15 protein-coding genes are annotated in these 14887 nt (G+C 66.8%); 9 read left to right on the top strand and 6 right to left on the bottom strand.

Features of this window, described 5'->3' with window-relative positions; all coding sequences use genetic code 11:
* Positions 1-176: 176 nt before the first annotated feature.
* Both ACH2CY_RS22060 and ACH2CY_RS22055 read right to left on the bottom strand, forming a co-directional pair.
* Positions 177-1229: an alpha/beta fold hydrolase gene (locus ACH2CY_RS22060; protein ID WP_395021757.1), complete on the bottom strand. Its 1053-nt coding sequence runs from the start codon at positions 1227-1229 to the stop codon at positions 177-179.
* Positions 1183-1722, bottom strand: coding sequence for a hypothetical protein (locus ACH2CY_RS22055; RefSeq protein ID WP_395021755.1), 540 nt, complete (start codon positions 1720-1722; stop codon positions 1183-1185). Before ACH2CY_RS22055 ends, ACH2CY_RS22060 begins: the two co-directional genes overlap by 47 nt.
* A gap of 155 nt (positions 1723-1877) precedes the next feature.
* On the opposite strand from ACH2CY_RS22055, the gene phaR reads away from it, so the two are divergent.
* From phaR to ACH2CY_RS22025, 6 genes are all read left to right on the top strand, one after another.
* Positions 1878-2543: a polyhydroxyalkanoate synthesis repressor PhaR gene (gene phaR / locus ACH2CY_RS22050; protein WP_395021752.1), complete on the top strand. Its 666-nt coding sequence runs from the start codon at positions 1878-1880 to the stop codon at positions 2541-2543.
* Between the two features lie 20 nt (positions 2544-2563).
* Entirely contained in the window at positions 2564-3382 is an 819-nt protein-coding gene (locus ACH2CY_RS22045; RefSeq protein ID WP_395021749.1) for an alpha/beta fold hydrolase, read from the top strand.
* The gene (locus ACH2CY_RS22040; protein WP_395021748.1) at positions 3372-3983 is read left to right on the top strand and encodes a gamma-glutamylcyclotransferase; all 612 of its coding nucleotides are present in this window, start codon (positions 3372-3374) and stop codon (positions 3981-3983) included. Before ACH2CY_RS22045 ends, ACH2CY_RS22040 begins: the two co-directional genes overlap by 11 nt.
* Positions 3984-3996: 13 nt before the next feature.
* Positions 3997-4779, top strand: coding sequence for a LuxR C-terminal-related transcriptional regulator (locus ACH2CY_RS22035; RefSeq protein ID WP_395021747.1), 783 nt, complete (start codon positions 3997-3999; stop codon positions 4777-4779).
* A gap of 75 nt (positions 4780-4854) precedes the next feature.
* Positions 4855-6144, top strand: a complete 1290-nt coding sequence (locus ACH2CY_RS22030; protein WP_395021745.1) for an NAD(P)/FAD-dependent oxidoreductase — start codon at positions 4855-4857, stop codon at positions 6142-6144.
* A gap of 21 nt (positions 6145-6165) precedes the next feature.
* Positions 6166-7116: a ketopantoate reductase family protein gene (locus ACH2CY_RS22025; protein ID WP_395021744.1), complete on the top strand. Its 951-nt coding sequence runs from the start codon at positions 6166-6168 to the stop codon at positions 7114-7116.
* A 21-nt stretch (positions 7117-7137) separates the two neighbouring features.
* Here ACH2CY_RS22025 and ACH2CY_RS22020 read toward each other — a convergent pair whose 3' ends face one another.
* Together ACH2CY_RS22020 and gloB are read right to left on the bottom strand one after the other, a co-directional pair.
* Positions 7138-7731 (bottom strand): glutathione S-transferase family protein, encoded by a 594-nt coding sequence (locus tag ACH2CY_RS22020; RefSeq protein ID WP_395021742.1) that lies wholly within the window; start codon positions 7729-7731, stop codon positions 7138-7140.
* Positions 7732-7742: 11 nt separating this feature from the next.
* Positions 7743-8516, bottom strand: coding sequence for a hydroxyacylglutathione hydrolase (gene gloB, locus ACH2CY_RS22015; protein WP_395021741.1), 774 nt, complete (start codon positions 8514-8516; stop codon positions 7743-7745).
* An 87-nt stretch (positions 8517-8603) separates the two neighbouring features.
* On the opposite strand from gloB, the gene ACH2CY_RS22010 reads away from it, so the two are divergent.
* Positions 8604-9362: a class I SAM-dependent methyltransferase gene (locus ACH2CY_RS22010; protein WP_395021739.1), complete on the top strand. Its 759-nt coding sequence runs from the start codon at positions 8604-8606 to the stop codon at positions 9360-9362.
* A gap of 3 nt (positions 9363-9365) precedes the next feature.
* On the opposite strand, the gene ACH2CY_RS22005 is transcribed toward ACH2CY_RS22010, so the two are convergent.
* A complete protein-coding gene (locus ACH2CY_RS22005) occupies positions 9366-11342 on the bottom strand; it encodes an ATP-binding protein (protein WP_395021737.1) in 1977 nt (658 codons plus the stop codon).
* Between the two features lie 112 nt (positions 11343-11454).
* Entirely contained in the window at positions 11455-12201 is a 747-nt protein-coding gene (locus tag ACH2CY_RS22000; protein WP_395021735.1) for a substrate-binding periplasmic protein, read from the bottom strand.
* A 102-nt stretch (positions 12202-12303) separates the two neighbouring features.
* Between ACH2CY_RS22000 and ACH2CY_RS21995 the strand changes: the two genes are divergently transcribed.
* Positions 12304-12624 carry a hypothetical protein gene (locus ACH2CY_RS21995; protein WP_395021734.1) on the top strand — a complete coding sequence of 107 codons (321 nt, stop codon included), beginning with the start codon at positions 12304-12306 and terminating at the stop codon, positions 12622-12624.
* A gap of 2 nt (positions 12625-12626) precedes the next feature.
* Positions 12627-14882, top strand: coding sequence for a N,N-dimethylformamidase beta subunit family domain-containing protein (locus tag ACH2CY_RS21990; RefSeq protein WP_395021733.1), 2256 nt, complete (start codon positions 12627-12629; stop codon positions 14880-14882).
* The last annotated feature ends 5 nt before the right edge of the window (positions 14883-14887 follow it).

Genomic DNA, 14887 nt, shown 5'->3' with positions numbered 1-14887 from the left:
AGGCCGATGGGCACTTTCCAGGATAGAACCTCCATGGACCGCATCCTGTTCGCCGTCTTCACCCACGAAAACAAGTCACAGGGCGTCAGTACCCTCTTCCTCCTGACACACAACAATTGACGTTACCCCGCCGCCTGAATTCGGGAGTATGCAGCAAGAATTACAGCGCGTGCGTTCTATCGCCCGATCCACGCCTTCATCGGCTCCCAGACCAGCGGCAGCGCCTTGCTGCCCGCCATCATGCCGATGTGGCCGGCGCTGGGGAGTATGCGTTCGCCCTTGGGCAGCGCATCGGCGAGCGCGAGGGCGCTCTTCGGCGGGACGATGCGGTCGCCGGCGGGGATGAGGCACAGGGCCGGCTGCTGGAACTGCTGCGGCAGGACCGGGGCGCCGGCGACTTTCCATGCCCCGCGCGCCGGGGTGTTCTCGCCGTACCAGCCGGTCAGGCATTCGCGCGCCACCGCGGCCGAGACCGCCATGCCGTCGTTCAGCCAATCTTCCAGCGCCACGAACTTCTTCGCGCCCGGACTCGCCGGGTCGGCGCCGGCGAAGTTCTGAAACTTGCGCAACACCTGGAACGGGTCGAAGCCCGAGAAGAAGCATTGCAGGATATCGACCGGGAGCTCACCGAAGAGCTGCAGCACCGGCTCGAGGCCGCGGCCGATTTCGGCCAGCATCAGCGAATGCTCTTTTGCTTCGGCGTGGAAGTCCCAGGGGGTGGCGAGCAGAATCAGGCCGGCGATCTCGGCCTGGCGGCGCAGCGAGAGCGCCAGCGCCAGGTTGCCGCCCATGCAATAGCCGATGACGAAGATCGGGCCGCCCGGTTCCCGCTGCACCGCGTCGAGCGCGCGTTCGAGGCGCCCGGCGACATAGTCGGTGAAACCGAAGCCGCGTTCCTCCGCACCCGGCGAGCCCCAGTCCATCACGAAGGGCGCGAAGCCCTGCGCGGCAGTCCAGCGCAGGAAGCTCGCGTCCGGCTCGAGGTCGAGGATGTAGTAGCGGTTGACCAGCGAGGGGATCACCAGCAGGCGCGGCGCCCTGGGATCCTGCTGGGTGCGATAGTCGAGCAGCCGGGTGGTGCCTTCGCGCCAGAGCACCGGCGCGTCCGCGACGTTGCGGCTCTTCGGGGCGTGGCGGTATTTCTCGACGCCGGAGAGAAGCTGGTCGAAACGGCGCAGGCCTTCAGCCTGCAGCGCCCCCGCCAGCGCCACCGGCTCCGCTTTCTCCACTTCCGCCAGCAGCTCCCGCCACCGGTTTCTGAGGTTTGCGCGGTCGTTTGGGCTTGGGCTGGCTGGCGGGTTCGCCTGTTCCGCCGCCGCCCAGTTCTGCGAGCCGAGCTTCAAGGCCGGCAAGATTGCGCCGGAGTTCAGCCAGGTCGCCGCCGCCAGGCTGAGATGCTGGGGCAGCGGCCGGGGTCCCAACCTCAGGGGATGGGGCCGCAGCGGGTGGTTTCGCGCCTGCGCCATTCTCCGCCTTCCACCATTCATAAGGATTCTGCGGGCCGGTCTTCGCCGACGCGGCCAGCACGCCCTGCATGATGCCCTGCATCATCGCCGGGAAGGGCGAGGCCGCCATCATCTGGGCCATCTGGCGCATCAGGTCGGGGTCGGCGGCGATCGCCGCCATCTGCTCCTGCCAGAGATCCATCAGCCGCTTGGCCAGCTCCTCTACGGAAGGCTGGGGGGCTGTTTCAGGGCCGGTTTTCTTGCCGTCTTCTGCCATGGGGCGAAACTATAACAGCCTTTTCGCAGTGCGAAAGATGGGCCGCACTGCGAAAGATGGGGTTTCCGCATCGCAGCGACCGCATTGCCAAATGGGGGGTTAATCCTGCTATGCTGCGTTGCATCCAGGGGGTTGGTTAAAAGGGCACAAAGAACATGGCCGACAGTGAAGGCAGGAAAGCGGAAGGCGGGCCGGAGGGCAAATCCGGCGAAGGCAAGAACGGACAGACGCCGGTCCGGATCAAGAAATACGCGAATCGCCGGCTCTACAACACCGCCACCAGCTCGTATGTGACCCTGGACTATCTCGCCCAGATGGTGCGCAACGGCACCGAGTTCACCGTCGAGGATGCCAAGACCGGCGAGGACATCACCCGCTCGGTGCTGACCCAGATCATCGTCGAGGAAGAGTCCAAGGGGCAGAACATGCTGCCCATCAATTTCCTGCGCCAGTTGATCAGCCTCTATGGCGACAACCTGCAGTTCCTGGTGCCGCGCTATCTCGAGCAGAGCATGGAGAGCTTCTCCAAGAACCAGGAGCAGATGCGCTCCTATATGAAGGACAGCTTCGGCGGCATGTTCCCGATGGACCGCTTCGAGGAGATGTCGAAGCAGAACATGGCCTTCTTCGAGCAGGCGATGCGGATGTGGAATCCGTTCAAGGGCGGCATGCCCGGCGCCGGCGGTGCTGCGCCCGCGGGCGGCGGCGAGAAGCCGGCGGAAGCGCCCTCGGCCAACGAGATCACCGACCTGAAGAGCCAGATGGCGGCGTTGCAGCGCCAGATCGAGGCGCTGACCAAGGCGTCCGGCAAGGGCGAGTAGTTCTCGCCCGCACCGCCGCCATGCCCAGCGTCAGGCTCGACCACACCAACTTCCACTATCGCCTCGACGGGCCGGAGGATCGGCCGCTGGTCGTGCTCTCCCACGCGCTCTCGGTGAGCGGCGCGATGTGGCGCGAGCAGCTCCCCGCGCTGACCCGGCATTTCCGCGTTCTCTCCTATGACATGCGCGGGCATGGCGGCACCGACGCGACCGGCGAGGACCTCACGCGCGGCTATACCTTGGAGCAGATGGCCGACGACGTCGCCGAGCTGGTGGCGAAGCTCGGGCATGGCCGCTTCCATTTCGTCGGGCTGTCGATCGGCAGCATGATCGGGCAGGTGCTGGCGCTCAGGCATATCAAGATGCTCGACCGCCTGGTGCTCGCCTGCGCCGGGACCGGCAAGCCCAATGCCGATGCCCAGAAGATGTGGGACGACCGGGTCGATGCCATCGCCAAGGACGGCGTCGGCTCCCAGGTCGAAGGCACCTTGGCGCGCTGGCTCTCGCCGGAGTTCCGCGCGGCACAGCCGGAAACGACGAAGTGGATCGCCGACTTGATTCGCGCGACGCCGGCCGCCGGCTATATCGGCGCGGCGCTGGCGATCAAGCGGATGGATATTCCCGGCGCGAAGCTGGAGACCTTGCGCCTGCCGGTGCTCTGCATCGCCGGCGAGAAGGACCCGGGCGCGCCGGTGGCCGCGGTCAGCGCCTTGCGCGACCGGATCCAGGGCGCGCGGCTGACGGTGATCGAGGGCGGCTATCACCTCTGCAATGTCGAGAAGCCGCAGCCCTTCAACGAGGCCGTGACCGGCTTCCTCTTGGAAGGCGATGCCGACTGAAACCGCCATTGATGAGGACGAACTCGGCCTCATCGACCAGGACCTGATCGAAAGCCGCAGGGTCAAGCTCGAGCCCGGCGCCGAGCTCCGGGTGTTCGGCTATGGCTCGCTGATGTGGCGGCCGGATTTCCCCTATATCGATATCGTGCCGGCCGCCCTGCACGGCTATCACCGCGCCTTTTGCATCCATTCGACCCATTATCGCGGCACGCGGGAGAATCCCGGCCTGGTGCTCGGCCTCGACCGGGGCGGGATGTGCCATGGCCGCATGTTCCGGGTGAAGCCGGAACATGCCCAAGCGGTTGCCGACGGGCTGCATGCCCGCGAGATGGTGACCGGGGTCTATGAGCCGCGCTGGTTGAAAGTCCGGCTGGAGGACAACCGGATCCAGACCGCGCTGGCCTATGTGGCCGACCGCCGGCACCCGCAATATGCCGGCAAGCTGGAGATCGCCGAGATCGCCCGCCGGATCAAGAAGGCGATCGGCAAGACCGGCAGCAACGTCGATTACCTGAAGAACACCGTTGTCCATCTCGAGGAAATGGGCATTCACGAAGGCGTGCTGCACCGGGTGTTGCGACAGGTCGAGCAGGGGCAGTAACATCCCTGTCATCATGTCACGCTGGTTGGAAGGGTTGGAGGATCGGCTGTCGAGCGTCGCAGGGCTTGGGCCCCGGCTCGACGCGATGATCGCCGCGCTCGAAGATCTCGGCTTCACCGCGCTCGGCTATGACTACACGCCGGTGCCGATGACGCCGGAGGGCAACCTGATCAGCCCCAGCCTGCTCGAGATCCGCAACATCGACGCCGAGATGCCGGAACTCTGGACCAAGGGCGGCTTCTGTCAGATCGACCCGATGCAGGAGCTGGCGGTCAAGGCCAACGCGCCCTTCATGTGGTCCTGCAACAAGGTCGACGGCAACCCGGCGGAGAATGCGCTGGCCGCGGTGGTGACCGACCGCCACCAGCCGGTGATCCACTACTGCCTCGACACCCGGATGACGATCGGCGTCACGGTGCCGATGCGCCTCGCGCAAGGCGGGCTCGCCACCTTCAACGCGATCCGGGTCGATCCCGAGCCCGGCTTCGAGAAGGACGCGCGGCGGCAGATCAGCGAGATCGCGCTCGCCGGCTATGCCTTCCACAACGCGGCGGTGGAGACCTACGACCCCGACGCCCTGCCCTCACGGCATGTGCGCCTCTCGCCCCGAGAGCGCGAATGCCTGAAGCTCTGCGCCAAGGGCATGACCGCCAAGCAGATCGCCTACCAGCTCGACCGCTCGCCGGCGACGGTGATGCTGCATCTTAAGTCGGCGACGCGGAAGCTCGGCGCGCGCAACCGCGTGCAGGCGGTGGCAAGGGCGGCGCATTACCGGCTGCTCGACGGGGTTTGCTAGGGCCGGATAGGCCTTGACGCTGCTTGAGACCCATCAAGCCAATCTCTATGCTGCCGCGCATTCAAGGCAGGCAGCATGTTCTCCAACCAAGAGCACCCGAAAAGCTCCTATTACGCCGCGACCGCGAATCCGCATGGGACCTGGCCGCGGCTGACGGAATCGATCCGCGCCGATGTCTGCGTGGTCGGCGGCGGGCTCACCGGCTTGAGCGCGGCGCTCAACCTTGCCGAACAGGGCTTCAAGGTGGCGCTGATCGAGGCCAACCGTATCGGTTGGGGCGCCTCGGGGCGGAACGGCGGGCAGATCAACACCGGCTTGCGCAAGTCGCCGCAGGAGCTGATCGCCAAGTTCGGCAAGCAGCGCGGCAAGGCACTGTTCGATCTCGCCGAGGAGGCGCGCGGCATCATCTGGGAGCGGGTCGAGAAACACGGCATCGACTGCGACTTGCGCCCCGGCAACATGCTGCTGGCCTCGAAGCCCGGCGATCTCGCCTGGATGGAAGAGGAGATCGCCTGTTTCGAGCGCGACATGAACTACCAGCAGGCGAGGCTGCTCGACCGCGATGCGATCCGAAACGAGATCGCCAGCGACATCTATCACGGCGGCATCAAGGACAGCGGCGGCGGGCATCTGCACCCGCTGAACTACACGCTCGGTCTCGCCAAAGCAGCGCAGGCGGCCGGCGTACAGATGTTCGAGCAGAGCGCGGCCACCAGGGTCGACGACGACGGCGCCAAGGTCACCGTGATGACCGAGGCAGGCAAGATCGAGGCGGATTACGCCGTGCTCGGCTGCAACGCCTATCTGGGCGCACTGGAGCCCCGAATCGCCGGCAAGATCATGCCGATCGCCAATTTCGTGATCACCACCGAGCCGCTGCCCGAAGCGGAAGCGAAAGCGCTGATCCCGAGCGGCGCCTGCGCCTGCGACACCAAGTTCGTGGTCAGCTATTACCGCGTCACCGCCGACAACCGCATGCTGTTCGGCGGCGGCGAGCGCTACAGCACGCGGGAGCCGGCCGACATCGCCGGCTTCGTGCAGCCCTATATGCTGAAGGTGTTCCCGCAGCTGGCAGGCAAGCGCATCGAATACGGCTGGGGCGGCATGCTGGCGATCACCATGCATCGGCTGCCGCAGCTGGGGCGGATCGGCCGGGTCTATTACGCCCATGGCTATTCCGGCATGGGGGTGGCGATCACCGGGATCGCCGGCAAGCTCATCGCCGAAGCCATGGCGGGAACCGCCGGGCGCTTCGACGTCTTTTCCCAGATTCCACACCGGACCTTCCCCGGCGGCACCCTGCTCCGCCACCCGCTGCTGGTGCTGGCGATGCTGTGGTACGTTCTGCGGGACAAGCTGCCGTGAGCGAGCGAACGTGAGGCGAGCATGCGCATCCTGATTCTCGGCGCCGGTGGAACCGGCGGATATTTCGGCGGGCGGCTGGTGGAGTCCGGCGCCGACGTCACCTTCCTCCTGCGGCCGGAGCGCGCCCGGCGCGTCCAGGAAAACGGCCTGGTCATCAAGAGCCCGGTCGGCAATGCCCAGCTTCAGGTCCAGACCGTTCTCGCCGGCGAGGCCGCGCGGAAGTTCGACATCGTGCTGGTGACCTGCAAGGCCTATGACCTCGACTCCGCGCTCCAGGCCATCGAGCCGCATGTCGATGCCGGGGCGCTGGCGCTGCCGATCATGAACGGCATGGCCCACAACGACCGCATGCGCGAGCGGTTGGGGCACGGCCGGGTGATCGGCGGAATCGTGCAATGCTCGACCACGGTCAACGCCTTCGGCGAGATCGAGCATCTGAACCCGATGGCCCGGATGGTGTTCGGCGCCTTCGCCGACCAGCCGAACCATCTGGAGATCGATCCGGTGCTCGACGATTTCGAGGCCGCGGTCGGGAAGGCGAGCTTCTCTGCCAAGCGCGCCGACCCGATCGACCAGAATCTCTGGGACAAATGGGTGATGCTGGCGACGCTCGCCGGCATGACGACGCTGATGCGCGCTTCGGTCGGCGAGATCATGGCGACCAAGGGCGGGCCCGACCTGATGGCGGAATTCCTGGAGGAAACGGTCGCCGTCGCCACCGAGGCCGAATATCCCCCATCGGAAGACTATCTGAAGAACGTGCGCAGCCTGCTGTTCGACCGCAATTCCGGCTTCACCGCCTCGATGCTGCGCGACATGGAAGCCGGCGGCCCGATCGAGGGCGAGCATATCATCGGCGACATGTACCACCGCGCCCGCGACGCCGGCCTCGATGCGCATCTGCTGCGCGTCGCCTACTGCCATGTGCAGGCCTATGCGGCGCGCCGGACCAAGCAGGCGGGGCTGACCTAGGCCCCGCCTCAAGCCAGCGCGTCAGTCGAACGGCATCGTGCTCTTGAGCGAGGGCCGCGCGGAGATCGCCTTGTGCCACGCGGCGAGCTTCGGATGCGCATCGCGCCAGGGCTCCTGCGCGAAGCGGAAGTCGAGGTAGTCGAGCATGATCGCGACGGTCAGGGTGCCGATGTCGATCTTGTCGCCGAAGCCCGCGGCCTCTTTCTCCAGCGCGTCCAGGGCCTGGTCGACCTTGGTCTTCTGCTTGCCGTCCCATTCGATCGAGCGCAAGGTCTCCGGCCGCTGCGTTTCGTAGCGGCGCAGGATCGCCGCGTCGAGGGCGCCGTCGCAGAGCGCCATGCGGCTCAAGGTCGGCCAGCGCGATGCATCCTTCGGGAACAGCTTGCCGCCCTTGCGGCTGTCGAGGAACTCGCAGATCACCGCGGAGTCGATCAGCACCGAACCGTCTTCCAGGGTGAGGGCCGGGATCTTGTTCAGCGGGTTGGTCTGCCCCAGCGCAGGATCGGCGGTGTTGGTCTTCACCCGCTCGATCTCGCCGTCCTGGCCGGTCTCGATTGCGGTCACCAGCACCTTGCGCACGAAGGGGCTGGTGCTGCCGTAGCGCAGCTTCATCATTTCATCTCTCCTTAGAAACGGTCCTTGGCGGCGCGGATGGCGCCGAAGATTTCATGGTCGGGCTTGTCCTGGCCGCCGAAGCGGGCTTTGAGTTCCGGCGCGTCGGCGCGCAGGAAGGGGTTCGATTGCTTCTCGTCACCCAGCACGGCCGGAATGGTCGGCTTGCCCGCTTCGCGCAGCTGCTTCGCCTCCACCGCGCGCCGCTTCAGCGCGGCGTTGTCGGGATCGGCATGGAGCGCGAAGCGGATGTTGGCCTCGGTGTATTCATGGCCGCAATAGATCCGCGTGTCGTCGGGCAGCGCGCGCAGCTTCAGGAGCGACGGCCACATCACGTCGGATGTCCCTTCGAACATCCGGCCGCAACCGATCGAGAACAGGGTGTCGCCGCAGAACACTGCCTTGGAATCCGGGAAGTGGAAGGCGATGTGGCCCTTGGTATGGCCGGGGATGAACAGCACCTGCGCGTGATGACCGGCGAAGTCGAAGCCGGATTTCTCATCGACCGCGAGGTCGATGCCGGGAATGCGCGCGCGGTCATAGGCCGGGCCGACCACCTTGGCGCCGGTCGCCTGCTGGATGCCGAGGTTGCCGCCGCAATGGTCGTTGTGGTGATGGGTGTCCAGCACATGGGTCAAGGTCCAGCCCCGGGCCGCGGCCGCCTTCAGGCCGGGCTGTGCTTCGGAAGGGTCGAGGATCGCGGTCGCCCCGCTGGCCGCGTCATGGATCAGGTAGGCGTAGTTGTCCTTCAGCATCGGGACGAGGGCGATCTCGAGCGGCGCCGGCATAGTGGAACTCCCTGTATTCCTGGCAGAAATCGGCCGCTGACCTTAGCAGCGGTTGTGGCATAATCAACGCCCCGAGGGATTGGAATCATGTGGCAGGACGTCGTCGATCTCCATGACTTCTACCAGACGCCGCTCGGTGCGGTGACCCGCCGGCTGCTGCAGGCGCGGATCCGCGCGCTCTGGCCGGACGTGACCGGCCAGTCGCTGCTGGGCCTGGGTTTCGCGACGCCATACCTCGCGCCCTTCGCCAACGAAGCGGAGCGCGTGCTGGCGCTGATGCCGGCCGGGCAAGGGGTGATCCACTGGCCGATGGGCCAGCGCAACCTGGTGACCTTCGCCGACGAGACCGAGCTGCCGTTCCAGGATTTCTCGATCGACCGCGTGCTGATGGTCCATGCGCTGGAATCATCCGAGCATCCCGGCGACATGCTGCGCGAGGCCTGGCGGGTGCTGTCCGGCGGCGGCCGGCTGATGGTGGTGGTGCCGAGCCGGCGCAGCATCTGGTCGCTGACCGAACGGACCCCGTTCGGCTTCGGGCAGTCCTATTCCGCCGGCCAGCTCTCGCGCCTGCTCAGGAGCACCTCCTTCACGCCGCTGCAGACCGCACGGGCGCTGCATTTCATGCCGCTCCGCTCGCGGGCCTGGCTGTCCGGTGCGCCGGGCTGGGAGCGTTTCGCCAACAACTGGTTCGCCGGCCTCGCCGGGGCCGTCATCATCGAGGCGACCAAGCAGCTCTATGGCGCCAAGCCGGTGAAGGCGGCGCGCCGCAGCAAGCCGGTGCTGGTCCCGCTGCCCAACGTGGCGACCGGCCGCGTGGTGCCGCTGCGCCGCGACGGCTTGACTTGACCCCTAGTCGCGCGGCTGCAGGATGCGGCTCGCGGGCAACATCACCCTGACCCGGGTGCCGCGGCCGGGGTTGCTCTCCAGCGCCATCGTCCCGCCATGCAGCTCGACCAGGGCCCGCACGATCGCGAGGCCCAATCCGGTGCCGCGGTAGCGCCGCTGATAGGCGCCCTCGACCTGGGTGAAGGGCTGCATCAGCTTCGGCAAATCGTCCTTCGCGATGCCGATGCCGGTGTCGCTGACCACAATCTCGATCCCCGCCTCATTGCGCGCGATCGACAGCAGCACGGCGCCCTGGGGCGGCGTGAACTTCAGCGCGTTGGAGAGCAGGTTGAACAGGATGCGACGGATCGCGCCGGCATCGACCCGGACCCGCGGCAGGTCCGGCGGCACGCGCGTGGTCAGCGTCAGCTCGGCCTTCTCGGCCTCGAGCGCCAGGATCCGCGATACCTCCTCGACCAGCGCGCCGAGATCGGTCTCGCTCTCCTCGAGCACGAACTTTCCGGCCTCGATCTTGGCGATGTCGAGCACCTCGTTGATGATGCGCAGCAGATGCTTGCCGCTGGTGGAGATGTCGGCGGCGTATTCGCGGTATTTCGGATGGTCGGCACCGAGCACCTGGCCGTCGATCATCTCCGACAAGCCGATGATCGCATTCAACGGCGTCCTGAGCTCGTGGCTCATGTTGGCGAGGAACAGGCTCTTCGCCCGGCTCGCCTGCTCGGCCTGGTCGCGCGCCTCGCGCAGGGCGTGCTCGGCATCGACGAAGGCGGTCACGTCGCGGGCGACGCCGCGATAGCCCTTGAACGCGCCGGCGTCGTCGAACACCGGCTGGCCGCTGGTCTCGGCGTAGACCAGGCTGCCGTCAGGGCGGCGGACGCGGTAGGTGAGGCCGCGGAACGGCGCGTGCCGCTCCAGCAGCGCCGCGTGCTCGCGCCATTTCTCCGCCTCAGCTTCGCGGTCCACCGCCATCTCCCAGCGCAGATGGCCGAGGAAGTTGCCGGCATCGAAGCCGTGCAGGCCAACGCTCGGCGACAGATAGGTGATGCGGTGGTCTGGCCCAGTCTCCCAGAACCAGTCGGAGGCCGCCACCGCATAGTCGTGGAAGCGCTCCTCGCTATCGCGCAGCGCCGCCTCGGCCGCGATGCGGGCGGCCACATCGCGCTGCAGGTCCGCGTTGGCCTGCTTCAGCTCGCCATAGGAGCGCTGCAGGCTGGCGCTGAGATCGTTGAAGGCGGAGACCACGCGATCGAGCTCGTCGGCTTGCTTGCGCCGCCCGCGATTGAGCGTCAACGGCGTCGCGGGATGCCAGGGATTGTAGCCGGCGACGGCGTGGGCGATCTGGAACAGATGCCGGCCGACCAGCCGGTAGAACACGAAGACGATGAAGGCCGAGACCAGGAATGTCTTGGCGCCCTGGCTGACCAGGATCACCAGCGCGCTCTCGATCAGCCGTTGATAAACGCCGGCGAGGCTGGCCTCGACCACGAAGCGACCGATCTCCTTGCGGCCGCCGCTGTCGTCGTAGACGATCGGGATCTCCCGCCGCAGCACCGCGCCCGCGCCCTCGGCCCCGGTCGCGACCATCAGCGGGCTGCCGCCGTTGCCGGATTCGATCACCGCGGCGTAACTGACCTCGGGCAGGGTGGCGATGCCTTTCAGCTGCAGCTCCAGCTGCTTCTGGTCGAGCTGCCACAATCCCTCGGCGAGGCTGTTAAGATAGCCGCGCTCGACCTCGGCCAGGCGCTGCTCGATCGCGCCGACATCGAAGCGATAGTCGAGATAGAGCTGCACCGCGGTCAGGACCAGCGTCACCGCCGAGCTGAACAGCAGCACGAAGACCAACAGGCGCAGCCCGATGCCGTGGCGCAGATCGCCGAGCTTCGGCAGGCGCCGCTCATCGGGCCGGGCACTTGCGGACCCAGCACTTGCGGGCCTGGCATCGACGGGCAGACCAGCGATCTCCTCGAATTTGCCGGCCATCCCTTGCCCGCGTCCCTCATCAAACTGGTAGGTATTTTAGCATAGGCGAGACGGCCCGCAGCCGGGCATTTCCCGGCACCGGGGCGGCGCCGCGCGCGAGGGCGGGCGGATCCTAGGGATCGCCGGCCAGATCCCCGGAAAGCACGCGCTGGACCAGCCGTTCTCGGAGTGCCGCCAACTCGCCGCTGGCGGCCATCTCGGCCAGCACGGCGGCGACACGGGCAGCCAGCAGCTGATGCTTCTGGTTGAGGTAGTGGTAAAGCTCGATGCGCTGGAGTGGTGGCGAGAGCGCGCGGATGCGATCGGCCAAGCCCATCTTCTTCAGCGAGACTTCGCCGCTGATACGGTCGGTCACCATCACCTGGAAGCGGTCATGGTCCAGCATCAGGATCAGGTTTTCGAGGCTGGTCGCGGTCTGGACGTGCAGCATGCCCTTGGTGCCGCGTTCGGAGGACCCGACCCCACGCACGATGCCGATTTGGAAATCCGCAATCGAGGCCCAGCCGTCGACCGGGAAGGTAAGGCCGCGGGTGAAGGCCGCGGGCTCGATGTAGTTCACCGGCGTCGCGATCCGGATCAGGGTCGGAAATTGCTCGGCCACCGCCGCGATGCGCTGGATCTCGCCGTCGATGGCACCCGAGCTGCTGAGCTCCAGGGCGCGCACCGCCTCGACGTCGACGAACTCGACCTTGATGCCGAGCTTGGCATAAACCGCGGTCATGATCTCGCCGCCGATCACCTGATCGGGAACGCGCGACAGCCGGGCCAGCACCACCGTTTGCGGCAGATCCGATTGGGCGAGGGCCGATCCCGCAATGCCGGCGATCAGGCCGAGAATGAGACACGCACGCCGAAGCATGGGCGGCCTCCTCGTCACATGATGGACCGGCCGCGCGCGGGGTCAAGCGCCAATTCCGTCCGCAGCCTCGACTTCGCGCCGGCACAGCGTCACAATACGGCGATGGCATATCAAATCGACCCGGACACCGACCGAAACTATATCGAGGAGTTCCGACGCCGGCCGATCGGGCATCACAGCCCCGGGCTGATGCGGCTGCTGACCGTGATGCGCCAGGACCCGAGCGGGCGTCAGGTCATCCTGGTCTGCCGCAAGCCGTTCCGCGAATGGGTGCTGGGCGAGATGCCGGCGCGGCGCGAAGAGCCGATTGCGGTCGAGGCGTCGCCGATCTTCACCAGCCGTGAGGAAGCCGAGTGGGAAGTGTTCCGCCGGCGCTGGCAGAAGCTCACCGGCGAAGCGATCAACCTCCCCTATCGGGAATAGGCATGTTGAAGATCCTGGGATATCCGGACCGCCTCAGCGTGGCCCCGGGCGAGGAGATCGCGTTCAAAGTCTCGCTGGAAGAAGGCGCGCGTTTCGACGCACGCATCGTGCGCGTCATTCACGGCGACGCGAACCCGGCGGGACCCGGCCTTAAATTCCGCCACATTCCGACCGCGATCGACGGCAGCCATGCGGGCAAGCGGCAAACGATCGACGCCGGCGCCTACATGATCGTGGAGCCGGCGCCGGCCATCGCCGCGAAGCCCTTCACCTTCTTCGCCATGATCTGGCCGACCTTGCCGGAGCGCGACGGGCAGACCCTGCTGGCGCAATGGGACCCGAAGACCGGGCGCGGCTTCCGCATCACGGTCGATGCCGGCCGGCTCGCCGTGACGCTGGGCGACGGCAAGGCCACGGCGCGGCTCGACAGCGGCAAGGCGATGCTGGTGCGACAATGGTATTCGGTCGCGGTCGCGATCGATCCCGCCACCGGCGGCGTCACGCTGGACCAGATTCCGATCGGCAATTATGCGCAGACCGATGATCGCGGGCATGCCGCGGCGACATTGGCGGTGCGGCCCGCGGAGCTGGGAGCGCCGCTCTTCATCGCCGGCTGCCCGCAAGCCGACGGCACGGTCGGCGGGCATTTCGACGGCAAGATCGACGGGCCGATGCTCTGCGAAGGCATCCGCCCCGCTGAGCTGCACAAGACGCTGCGCGAGATCGATCCGGTAACGCCGGCGCCGAAGATCATCGCCCGCTGGGATTTCTCCAAGCAGATGGAAACCACCACCGCGGTCGATGTCGGCCCCAACGCGCTGCACGGAACCTTGATGCAGCTGCCGACCCGCGCGATGAAGGGCTGGAACTGGACCGGCGAGGAGCATAACTGGGCCAGGCTCCCCGACCAGTACGGCGCCATCCACTTCCACCACGACGATCTCTATGACGTCGGCTGGGAGACCTCGGTCGCGCTGACCATCCCCGAGGATCTGAAGAGCGGCCCCTATGCGCTGCATGTCTCCTGCGGGACCAGCGACGAGGCCGCGACGCGGGAAGCCTACATCGCCTTCTTCGTGCGGCCGCCGCGCAACGGGCGGCGGGGCAAGCGTCCCGACGTCGCCTTCCTGGCGCCGACCTGCTCCTACCTTGCCTATGCCAACCATGCCGAGCACATCACCGCCCGCGGCGCCGAGCTGCAGATGGGCCGGCTGCTGCAGTTCGGGCATATCGATCTCTACATGTACGAGCATCCGGAGCTCGGGGGATCGTTGTACGACCGGCATCTCGACGGATCGGGCGTCGCCTATACCAGCCGGCTCAGGCCCAATCTCAACGGCGCGCCCTGCTATCACTCCTGGCTCGGCGGGCACGGCTCGGCGCTCTACCAGTACAACGCCGACACCCATATCTTCGACTGGCTGGATCACGAAGGCATCGACTACGACGTCATCACCGACGAGGACCTTCACGCCGACGGGCTCGATCTCATCCGCGACTACCGGGTGATCCTGACCGGCACCCATCCCGAATACCATTCGACCTTCATGTGGGATGCGATGAAGAGCTGGATCGATCGCGGCGGGAGATTGATGTATCTCGGCGCCAACGGCTGGTACTGGCGAATCGCCTTCCACCAGCATCTGCCCGGTGTGTTCGAGCTCCGAAGAGCGGAAGACGGCATCCGCACCTGGGAGGCCGAGCCCGGCGAGTATTACCACTCGGTCAACGGGGAGTATGGCGGGCTGTGGCGGCGGATCGGCCGCGCGCCCAACGTGATCGGCGGCGTCGGCTTCATCGCCCAGGGCTTCGACCTCTCATCCTATTACCGGCGCGCGCCGGACGCGGACAGCCCGCGCGCCGCCTTCATCTTCGACGGTGTTCCGGACGAGATCATCGGCGATTTCGGGCTGATCGGCGGGGGTGCCGCGGGAATCGAGCTCGACTGCATCTCGACCCACCTGGGCTCGCCGCCCAACATGCTGCGGCTCGCCTCCTCCGAGAACCACACGCCGATGATCATGCTGGTCAACGAGGAGTTCGGCGTGGTGCCGCCCAATCTCGGCGGCGACTTGAACCCGCGGGTCAAGGCCGATTTGGCCTTCGGCGAGACGCCGTCGGGCGGCGCCATCTTCGCGACCGGCTCGATCGCCTGGTGCGGGTCGCTCTCGCACAACAACTACGACAACAACGTCGCGCGGATCACCGCCAACGTGCTGAAGCGGTTTCTGGATCCGGAGCCCTTCCCGACGCGTTAGCCTTC

It is taken from the genome of Dongia sp., from assembly GCF_041905885.1.
GTDB lineage: Bacteria > Pseudomonadota > Alphaproteobacteria > Dongiales > Dongiaceae > Dongia.
This window is presented reverse-complemented; position numbering and strand designations above follow the sequence as displayed.

Coding starts and splice junctions, on each gene's coding strand:
- ACH2CY_RS22035 (WP_395021747.1), top strand. CDS start 3,997: ATGTCACGCTGGTTGGAAGGGTTGGAGGATCGGCTGTCGAGCGTCGCA.
- phaR (WP_395021752.1), top strand. CDS start 1,878: ATGGCCGACAGTGAAGGCAGGAAAGCGGAAGGCGGGCCGGAGGGCAAA.
- ACH2CY_RS22005 (WP_395021737.1), bottom strand. CDS start 11,342: ATGGCCGGCAAATTCGAGGAGATCGCTGGTCTGCCCGTCGATGCCAGG.
- gloB (WP_395021741.1), bottom strand. CDS start 8,516: ATGCCGGCGCCGCTCGAGATCGCCCTCGTCCCGATGCTGAAGGACAAC.
- ACH2CY_RS22025 (WP_395021744.1), top strand. CDS start 6,166: ATGCGCATCCTGATTCTCGGCGCCGGTGGAACCGGCGGATATTTCGGC.
- ACH2CY_RS22055 (WP_395021755.1), bottom strand. CDS start 1,722: ATGGCAGAAGACGGCAAGAAAACCGGCCCTGAAACAGCCCCCCAGCCT.
- ACH2CY_RS21995 (WP_395021734.1), top strand. CDS start 12,304: ATGGCATATCAAATCGACCCGGACACCGACCGAAACTATATCGAGGAG.
- ACH2CY_RS22010 (WP_395021739.1), top strand. CDS start 8,604: ATGTGGCAGGACGTCGTCGATCTCCATGACTTCTACCAGACGCCGCTC.
- ACH2CY_RS22045 (WP_395021749.1), top strand. CDS start 2,564: ATGCCCAGCGTCAGGCTCGACCACACCAACTTCCACTATCGCCTCGAC.
- ACH2CY_RS22000 (WP_395021735.1), bottom strand. CDS start 12,201: ATGCTTCGGCGTGCGTGTCTCATTCTCGGCCTGATCGCCGGCATTGCG.
- ACH2CY_RS22030 (WP_395021745.1), top strand. CDS start 4,855: ATGTTCTCCAACCAAGAGCACCCGAAAAGCTCCTATTACGCCGCGACC.
- ACH2CY_RS21990 (WP_395021733.1), top strand. CDS start 12,627: ATGTTGAAGATCCTGGGATATCCGGACCGCCTCAGCGTGGCCCCGGGC.
- ACH2CY_RS22020 (WP_395021742.1), bottom strand. CDS start 7,731: ATGATGAAGCTGCGCTACGGCAGCACCAGCCCCTTCGTGCGCAAGGTG.
- ACH2CY_RS22040 (WP_395021748.1), top strand. CDS start 3,372: ATGCCGACTGAAACCGCCATTGATGAGGACGAACTCGGCCTCATCGAC.